Below are 8,154 nucleotides of genomic sequence, written 5' to 3' on the forward strand. Positions count from 1 at the left end.
GGGCCAGAGCCTCATGGCGCGGGACTTCAACCGGCAGGTCGCGGAGATCCAAATCCGCATCGCCGTGCTAAACCGTTACACAGTTCTTGGCATACCCGTCACAGTGCCCCTAGGATAAATCCGTCCGGGGAAAGGGGAAGACCGCTCAGACCCCGATTGGTGCAACAAAGCCCCCATGATCGCACTGGCAATTGGTGCAGCAGGCGTCGCCTATGTGCGTCACTTAGGCGGACAATTGGACAGAGAAGAGAATGCGAGGAATCATCCCGCAGAATAGCTTGGCTTCTTTCACACGGATTTTTCTTGCCTCAAACTCGGAAAAAGCACCCTGATCGAAATCTCTTTCTTTGACCTTATGTCCGAGAGAAATACCGAGATCATTTCCCTTCGCAGATCGGGCAATCCGCCCGGTTGGACAGGCGGATCTTGCGGCTTTCACCATAAAGCGCGTCGTAGATCAGCATCTCGCCTTTTAAAGTCGCTCCCGCTCCGGTGAGCGCCTTGAGCGCCTCGACCGCCATCATCGCACCAACCACGCCGGGCAGTGGGCCCACCACGCCCGCCTCCGAACAAGACGGCGCCAGCCCTGCCGCCGGGGCCTCGGGGAAGATACACTGGTAACAGGGGCCGCCGCTTTTGGGGTGAAACAGGCTCAGCTGCCCCTCCCATTGCGACAAGGCGCCCGAGATCAGCGGCTTGCCCAACTTTACCGCAGTTTCATTGACCAGATAGCGGGTGTCAAAGTTATCGGTGCCATCCAGGATCAGATCAAATTCAGCAAACAACTCTTCGGCAATCTCTGCGGTTAGTCGCCGGTGATAGGGGCGGACCTCAACAGCAGGGTTTTGCGCCCGCATCGCCGCCTCAGCGGAGAATACCTTCGGCACTCCGATGTCCTCATCCCGGTGGATCACCTGACGTTGCAAATTGGCGTTCTCCACCAGATCATCATCGATCACCCCGATGGTACCGACCCCGGCAGCCGCGAGGTATTGCAAGGCGGGCGAGCCCAGCCCCCCAGCGCCGATCACCAGCACCCGCGCCTGTTTCAGCTTTTTCTGCCCCGGCCCGCCCAATTCGCGCAGCACGATATGGCGGGCGTAGCGGTTCAATTCGGTTTCGGAAAACAGCGGGGCAGATTCTGACATGGTGCTGGCCTTTGGTTGCGCGCGTGCCTTGAGGCCAGAGATAAGCCATGCATAGCCCGCCGCCAAGAGACCAAAGCCTGCCAGAATAAGCCAGGGCCTGGGGGAACCGCCGGTTGCCTCGCGCAAGGGATGGCCTGTGGGAAGGGTCAGTTGCAGTGCCATCACCGCGACAAAGATCACCAGCAACAGGCTCGCCCGCATCGTGGCACTCCAGCGCAGAATCTTGCCACCCCACCAGATAAAGGCCGCCAGCGCGAGGATCCCTAGCATCAGCTCACCCCGGTGGAGCCAAAACCACCGCTGCCGCGCTTGGTTGTGTCCAGCGCCTCCACAAGGGTGATCTGCGCCTGCACGACCGGGGCCACAACCATCTGGGCGATCCGGTCGCCATGGTTGATCACAAAGTCATCCGCCCCGGCGTTCATCACGATCACCCCAAGTGCTCCTCGATAGTCGCTGTCGATGGTGCCGGGACTGTTTGGCAGAGTAATACCATGTTTCAGCGCCAGGCCCGAGCGCGGCCGGATCTGCACCTCATATCCCAGCGGGATTTCCATGCGCAGACCGGTTGGCACCAAGGCACGGGCGCCGGGCGCCAAGGTGACTGCTCCCCGGTCCTCCAGATTGGCGCGCAGATCGGCACCGGCGGCGCCGGCGGTTTCATAGGATGGCAGGGGCAGGCTTTGATCTGCGCCCGGCTCATGGATCACCCGGATCTCAACCATGTCAGTTTCTTTCATTCATTGCAGCTGTTTGGCATTTGGGCAGGGCAACGGATCACGGTGCGCCATCAAGCGCCGCCGCGATACGGGTGGCCAGCTGTCTGGCCACTTCCGCCTTCTCCATACGCGGCCATTCCTCGGCGCCCTGGTCCGAAATCAGCACCACCGCATTCTCTGCTCCCCCCATGATGCCCGTGGCCGGAGAGACATCATTGGCAACAATCCAGTCACAGCCTTTGCGCAGACGTTTCGCCGTGGCGTTCTCCACCACGTCATTGGTTTCGGCAGCGAAGCCCACCACAAGGGAGGGCCGCCCAGAGCTCATCTGTGAGACGCCTTTCAGGATGTCAGGGTTTTCTGCAAACTCCAGCACCGGCAGCCCGTCTTTGGATTTCTTCAGCTTGCGGTCTGAAGCGCTGGCCACCCGCCAGTCTGCAACAGCCGCAGCAAAGACCCCGGCATCCACCGGCAGCGCGGCCTGCACCGCCGCCTCCATCTCCAGTGCGCTTTGCACCGGCACGACATCCACCCCCTCAGGGGGCGCGACCTCTGCCGGGCCCGTGATGAACACCACCTCAGCGCCCTGATCGCGCAGAGCACGGGCCAGCGCTGCCCCCTGTGCCCCAGAGGAGCGATTGGCGATGTAGCGAACCGGATCAATGGGTTCATGGGTCGGGCCAGAGGTGACCAGAATACGCCGCCTTGCCAGTGCTCCCGAGCCAAAATGCGCTGAAATCGAAGCGACCATCTCATCCGGCTCCGCCATGCGGCCGGGGCCAAATTCACCGCAGGCCATACCGCCCGCGTTGGGGCCAACAAAGGCAACCCCGTCCTGGCGCAAAGTCTCAGTATTGCGCTGGGTCGCCGGATGCTCCCACATGCGCACATTCATCGCCGGTGCCAGCAATACCGGCGTATCTGTAGCCAACAGTAGCGTAGAGGCCAGGTCATTGGCCAGCCCATGGGCCATTTTGGCCAGCAGATCCGCCGTGGCCGGCGCCACCACCACCAGATCGGCGCTACGCGACAGTTGGATATGGCCCATTTCGGCCTCAGTTGTCAGATCAAACAGGTCCCGATGCACCGCAACACCTGCCAGGGCGGACACGGACAGAGGCGTCACAAACTCCTCGCCGGCCTTGGTCAGCACCGGCGTCACAGCCGCCCCCTGATCCTGCAACCGCCGGATCAGCTCCAATGATTTATAGGCCGCAATGCCACCGCCAATGATCAGAAGAATTTGCTTGCCTGCCAGCATTTCGCCTAGCCCCTTTTGCCTCACCGGTTCTGCCTTTGTTGCACCCTATCCGCAGGCTCGCAAAGAGGGAAACGCTTTTGCGGCTCTGCCCCAGCCAGAGAGGCCAGAAGGTTCAGTCTTCAGGTTTGGCAAAGGCCAGACAGGGATCCGGGCGCGACGCTGCCGGGCTGGACAGGGTAACGTCAAACTCTCCGGCGATCGCCCCATCCTCCATCTGCCCCAGCGCCCGAATATCAATCTCAGGCCTCGCCTGGGCCAGATAGACTGCAAGGCCGCGATCCAGACGCGCATGGCCATTGCCGGTGATCACCACAACTGGCCCGCCAGCCTCGCGCAAGGCCTGCGCGATTGCAGCGGCCAGGCTCGCATCCCGCAGGCGTTGGAAATCCACCAGCATGGGGAGCATCTCAGCGGGCATGGCGTTGCAGTGATTTACCAGCTGATCCGCCTCACGTTCTGCCTGCTCTGCGACAGGCAGCGGCTGGTCCAGGCCAAACCGAGGTGCCTCTTCACCAAAGTAAGTGGCAATGCCAATCTCTAAGGCCTCCTGCACCTCGGCGCGTGGCACCAGTCCGCCAAACTGACGCGCCTCGGCAGCAGCCGCAAACACCGGCGCATAAAGTGCAAACTCCGGCCAGCCGGAGTTCTCCCAATCCAGGCTCTGTGATGTCTTTTCAGGATCGCGCAGCACTTCTGCAGTCAAAGCTGCTGCCTGATCATTGGTGATCATCTCCCAAACGATGGCTTTGGGCTGTAATGCCGTGATCAGCGCCGCTTGATTCTGATGATGCGCCGCATTGTCATGCACCTCCCCCAGAATGATCACCTCCGCTTCGGACAGCGCCTGAGAGGCCTCGGCAACATCCTGGGCCTGCAAAGGCACCTCAGTGGCAGAAGCAGGTGAGGCAAAAGCCGCTGAAAGGCCAAAAAAGCCTGCTGAGATCAATCCGCCCCATGCGCCGACAGCTGTATTTCCGACTAAAAAACTATGCTTTTTCATAAAAGCAGTTTTTGCACCTCTCGCGAACGGCTTTCAAGCGCTTTTCGCATCTTCTGAAAAGCCCCGACCTCCAATTGGCGAACCCGTTCTTTGGAGAGTTGTAGCTCGCGCCCCAGATCCTCCAGCGTACGCGCCGGTGTGGTCAGTTTGCGCGCCACAACAATCAGCCTCTCACGTCCTGTCAGGGCCTGCATCGCCTCCACCAACCATTTGCGCAGCTGTCGGCGGTCATGGCTGCCCTCGACCACTTCGGCGGCCTGGGCGCTGTCATCTTCGAGAACCTCGATCCATTCGCGCCCCTCTGTATCGCTGGACTGCACCGCATTGAGAGAGAAATCCGCGCCTGACAAGCGCCCATCCATCATTTCGACATCCCGCAGCGGCACCCCGATCTCTGAGGCGATCTGCTGGTGCAATTGATGTTTGTCTAGCCGCATGCCGTGGCCATCGGCCCGCCGCTCCAGCTGCGCCTGCACCCGGCGCATGTTGAAGAAAAGCGATTTCTGCGACGAGGTAGAGCCGGTGCGTACCATGGACCAATTGCGCATCACATAGTCCTGGATTGAGGCCTTGATCCACCAGACCGCATAGGTGGAGAAACGCACGCCGCGATCTGGGTCGAATTTATCGGCGGCCTTCATCAACCCCAGGCCGGCCTCTTGAATGAGATCATTCATCGGTGCGCCGTAACGTTTGAACTTGGCCGCCATCGAGATCGCCAGCCGCATATAGGCATTGATCAACCGATGCAGCGCCTCGACATCGCGATCATCCCGCCAGGCATAGGCCAGCCGTCGCTCGGTTTCCGCATCCAGAAGCTCGGCTTTCATTGCCTGTTTTGGCAATGGGTTTGCAGTGATGTGGTCAAGCGCCATTGTTCCCTCCGGGATCAGATCATCTTGAAGAAACGGAGCGGACCGGCTGCTGTCAGAGCAAACTCAAAGGAGCGGCCGGGTCTCCGCCAATCCGCAGCGCAGTGCCACGGCACAGTCTCGCTCAATCACCCGCTGGGTTGCGGCCCTAATAGCCCGCCAAGGCTGAGCCCGCGCGCAAATCCGCAGGGGCAGCGCGCTGTCTTCGCCCTTGTTTTGGGCGGCTACAGCGGGTACGCAGAAGAGCGAAACCGTTCATTTCCAAAGGTAAAGAACTTGTCGGCACCTGTCACATTCATTCTGGGCGGCGCCGCCTCTGGCAAGTCTAAATTTGCCGAAGACCTTTGTTTTAAGTCTTCCAAATCAAAGGCATATCTCGCCACATCACAAATTTTTGATGACGAGATGCGGGCAAAGGTCGACACCCATATCCAACAACGTGGCGGTGATTGGGAAACCCATGAAGAACCTTTGGATGTAACCCGCGTTCTGAGCAGCCTTACCGCCGACAAAATTTGCCTGCTGGACTGCGCCACCATGTGGCTGAGCAATCACCTTTTGGCCGAACATGATCTGGTGGCGGCGCAGGCCGGTCTGATACAGGCAATTGACAGCTGTCGTGCCGAACTGGTGGTGGTTTCCAATGAGGTGGGCCAGGGTATCGTGCCTGACAACACCCAGGCGCGGCGCTTTCGCGAGGCCCAGGGACGGCTCAACATCACGCTGGCTGCGCGCGCTGATACTGTGGTTCAGGTGACCGTCGGCCTGCCGCATGTCCTGAAAGGCTCCCTATGACTTCGCGCCTGTTCCTGATCCGCCACGGGCCGACCCATGCCAAATCCATGGTTGGATGGTCCGACATCCCTGCCGATCTGTCTGACACCGCGGCGCTGGCCCGGCTCGAAGCCACCCTGCCCCGCGACGCACTGGTGGTCTCTTCCGATCTGATCCGCGCAGTCGACACCGCATCGGCCATTCAAGGTCCGCGCCAGCGTCTGCCCCATATGAGCGCCCTGCGGGAGATCCATTTTGGCGCCTGGGAGCTACGCAGCTGGAAAGAGATCGACGCCGAGGATCCGCAGCGTATCCGCGCCTATTGGGAGACCCCTGGCGATACCACCCCTCCAGGGGGCGAAAGCTGGAACCAGGTCTGCGCCCGGGTCAACGATGCTGTGGACAGCCTGCTCGCAGACCATGCTGGGCGCGATTTGGTGATCGTCGGTCATTTTGGTCAGATCCTGACCCAGATCCAACGCGCCGTAGGGCTGAGTGCAGAGGCTGCCTTTTCGCATCGTATTGACAATCTATCGCTTAGCGAGTTGTTCTATGGGCAAGATGGCTGGCGCAGTGGCGGGCTCAATCAACTGCCCTGACCGGTAATCAGGCGCTTGTTCAGCAGACTTTTGACAGCCCTAAATTATCAATTTATGTGATACATTCCCGCACAATTATTACGTTTATTGATAAGTCTAGAGCTGCTAACCTCTTCTCATGGCTTATGAACTCTACATTGGTGATCGCATGTACTCCAGTTGGTCGTTGCGCGGCTGGCTCATGCTCGAAAAATTTGCAATCCCGCATCACACCCATCTGGTTGGTCTCTATTCCGGCACCATGGCGCAGGACATGGCGCATCTTGCCCCGGCTCGCCTGGTACCCGCCTTAAAAACGGATCAGGGCCTGGTGATTGGCGAAAGCCTCGCCATGGGGGAGACCCTGGCCGAGCATTTCCCCACTGCCGGGCTCTGGCCTGGTGATGCCGCCCAACGGGCGACTGCCCGCTGGCTGGTGACTGAAATGGTCGCCGGGTTCTCTGCCCTGCGCGGCGATTGCCCCATGCAGCTCTCCCATGTTTGGCAGGGTTTTGCCCCGTCCGAGGCGGTCCGGGCCGATCTTGCCCGCATCGAGACCCTGTTTGCCCATGCCCGCAAGATCTCAGGCGCATCGGCTGGGTATCTCTTTGGGGACTACTCACTGGTCGAGGTGTTCTACACCCCGGTTGCGGCGCGGATCATTGGCTATGACCTGCCAGTGTCTGCCGAAACACGCGCCTATTGCGAGCTGCTCCTATCGGACCCGGCGGTGCTGCAGTGGCAGGCTCAGGCCCGCGAAGTCACCTATGACCCGGAACCTTACCAGCAGGATCTGCCCCGCAGCCCCTGGCCCATCGGCGAGGCCCAGGCCTGACCTTCCCACTCGCAAGCCTGATGGTTTGGCCCGCTACGGGCTAAAACCGTCAGGCTTGCGGGAAAACAGCGCAAAATCGACAGGGAGCGGCCTGTTGTTGCAGACTCCAATACCACGCTGCCTATGATTTTTCCTTGATTGCTCAAAGGAATGACTTTGCATGATCAGCCGCGCCAATACGGTCGCCTTTCACGGCATAGAGGCCCGTCCCGTCGAAGTGCAATGCTCGCTGGTGGCGGGGCTGCCCGCCTTTGCCATCGTCGGCCTGCCTGACAAGGCCGTTTCAGAGGCTCGCGAACGGGTGCGCGCCGCCTTTGCTGCCATGTCAATCGCCCTGCCCGCCAAACGCATCACCGTAAATCTGTCGCCCGCGGACCTGCCCAAGGAGGGCAGCCATTTTGATCTGCCCATCGCTCTGGCGCTACTGGCGGCCATTGGCCTTGTCCCGGCAGAAACCGTGGCAGAAACCGTCGCCCTCGGGGAGCTGTCGCTGGATGGGGTTTTGATGCCGGTGACTGGCGCGCTGCCCGCCGCCATGGGCGCAGCCGCCGCAGACCGGCAGCTATTGTGCCCCAAAGCCTCCGCGGCTGAGGCCGCCTGGGCTGGGGATGCACTGGTCATCGGCGCTGCCAGCCTGATCGAAGTAGTGCGGCATTTCACCGGCGAAATGCTTCTGGCTCCGGCCCGCCCCGGCGAGGTGAGCCAAGACGCGGTCCAACGCGATCTGCGCGACATCAAAGGCCAGGAACAGGGCAAACGAGCACTGGAGATTGCCGCTGCCGGACGCCATCACCTGCTGATGGTCGGCCCGCCTGGCTCCGGCAAATCCATGCTGGCGGCGCGGCTGCCCTCGATCCTGCCACCGCTTACCCCATCCGAGGCACTGGAGACCTCGATGATCCAGTCGCTATGTGGTCTGATTGACGAAGGCGGCATCAGCCGCAGCCGCCCCTTTCGCGAGCCGCAT

Annotated in this window: 9 protein-coding genes and 1 pseudogene; 5 read left to right on the top strand and 5 right to left on the bottom strand. The window is 60.8% G+C overall.

Annotation, left to right across the window (positions count from 1 at the left end; translation table 11 throughout):
* A pseudogene (locus tag ABJP42_RS19535) lies at positions 1-118 on the top strand (IS5/IS1182 family transposase); the annotation flags it as partial.
* A gap of 259 nt (positions 119-377) precedes the next feature.
* Here ABJP42_RS19535 and ABJP42_RS19540 read toward each other — a convergent pair.
* The 5 genes from ABJP42_RS19540 to ABJP42_RS19560 form a co-directional block, all read right to left on the bottom strand.
* Positions 378-1,418 (bottom strand): HesA/MoeB/ThiF family protein, encoded by a 1,041-nt coding sequence (locus tag ABJP42_RS19540; RefSeq protein ID WP_348343428.1) that lies wholly within the window; start codon positions 1,416-1,418, stop codon positions 378-380.
* Positions 1,418-1,873: a dUTP diphosphatase gene (gene dut, locus ABJP42_RS19545; RefSeq protein ID WP_348343444.1), complete on the bottom strand. Its 456-nt coding sequence runs from the start codon at positions 1,871-1,873 to the stop codon at positions 1,418-1,420. The genes ABJP42_RS19540 and dut overlap by 1 nt, the downstream gene beginning before the upstream one ends.
* A gap of 52 nt (positions 1,874-1,925) precedes the next feature.
* On the bottom strand, positions 1,926-3,128 hold the full coding sequence (gene coaBC / locus ABJP42_RS19550; RefSeq protein WP_348343430.1) for a bifunctional phosphopantothenoylcysteine decarboxylase/phosphopantothenate--cysteine ligase CoaBC: 1,203 nt from the start codon (positions 3,126-3,128) through the stop codon (positions 1,926-1,928).
* A 112-nt stretch (positions 3,129-3,240) separates the two neighbouring features.
* Entirely contained in the window at positions 3,241-4,128 is an 888-nt protein-coding gene (locus tag ABJP42_RS19555; RefSeq protein WP_348343432.1) for a ChaN family lipoprotein, read from the bottom strand.
* Complete coding sequence (locus tag ABJP42_RS19560; protein WP_348343434.1) at positions 4,125-5,003, bottom strand: RNA polymerase factor sigma-32; 879 nt, start codon at positions 5,001-5,003, stop codon at positions 4,125-4,127. Before ABJP42_RS19560 ends, ABJP42_RS19555 begins: the two co-directional genes overlap by 4 nt.
* Before the next feature lie 273 nt (positions 5,004-5,276).
* Here ABJP42_RS19560 and cobU point away from each other — a divergent pair, with 273 nt between their 5' ends.
* The 4 genes from cobU to ABJP42_RS19580 form a co-directional block, all read left to right on the top strand.
* Positions 5,277-5,795 carry a bifunctional adenosylcobinamide kinase/adenosylcobinamide-phosphate guanylyltransferase gene (gene cobU / locus ABJP42_RS19565; protein ID WP_348343436.1) on the top strand — a complete coding sequence of 173 codons (519 nt, stop codon included), beginning with the start codon at positions 5,277-5,279 and terminating at the stop codon, positions 5,793-5,795.
* A complete protein-coding gene (locus tag ABJP42_RS19570) occupies positions 5,792-6,373 on the top strand; it encodes a histidine phosphatase family protein (RefSeq protein WP_348343438.1) in 582 nt (193 codons plus the stop codon). Before cobU ends, ABJP42_RS19570 begins: the two co-directional genes overlap by 4 nt.
* Before the next feature lie 118 nt (positions 6,374-6,491).
* Positions 6,492-7,187 (top strand): glutathione S-transferase, encoded by a 696-nt coding sequence (locus ABJP42_RS19575; RefSeq protein WP_348343440.1) that lies wholly within the window; start codon positions 6,492-6,494, stop codon positions 7,185-7,187.
* Positions 7,188-7,347: 160 nt separating this feature from the next.
* Positions 7,348-8,154 (top strand): magnesium chelatase domain-containing protein (locus ABJP42_RS19580; protein ID WP_348343442.1); only part of this gene is annotated, 807 nt, incomplete at its 3' end.

Origin of the sequence: Pseudophaeobacter sp., assembly GCF_039971195.1 — a bacterium.
Lineage (GTDB): Bacteria > Pseudomonadota > Alphaproteobacteria > Rhodobacterales > Rhodobacteraceae > Pseudophaeobacter.

Coding starts and splice junctions, on each gene's coding strand:
- ABJP42_RS19540 (WP_348343428.1), bottom strand. CDS start 1,418: ATGCTAGGGATCCTCGCGCTGGCGGCCTTTATCTGGTGGGGTGGCAAG.
- coaBC (WP_348343430.1), bottom strand. CDS start 3,128: ATGCTGGCAGGCAAGCAAATTCTTCTGATCATTGGCGGTGGCATTGCG.
- dut (WP_348343444.1), bottom strand. CDS start 1,873: ATGGTTGAGATCCGGGTGATCCATGAGCCGGGCGCAGATCAAAGCCTG.
- ABJP42_RS19570 (WP_348343438.1), top strand. CDS start 5,792: ATGACTTCGCGCCTGTTCCTGATCCGCCACGGGCCGACCCATGCCAAA.
- ABJP42_RS19575 (WP_348343440.1), top strand. CDS start 6,492: ATGGCTTATGAACTCTACATTGGTGATCGCATGTACTCCAGTTGGTCG.
- ABJP42_RS19560 (WP_348343434.1), bottom strand. CDS start 5,003: ATGGCGCTTGACCACATCACTGCAAACCCATTGCCAAAACAGGCAATG.
- ABJP42_RS19555 (WP_348343432.1), bottom strand. CDS start 4,128: ATGAAAAAGCATAGTTTTTTAGTCGGAAATACAGCTGTCGGCGCATGG.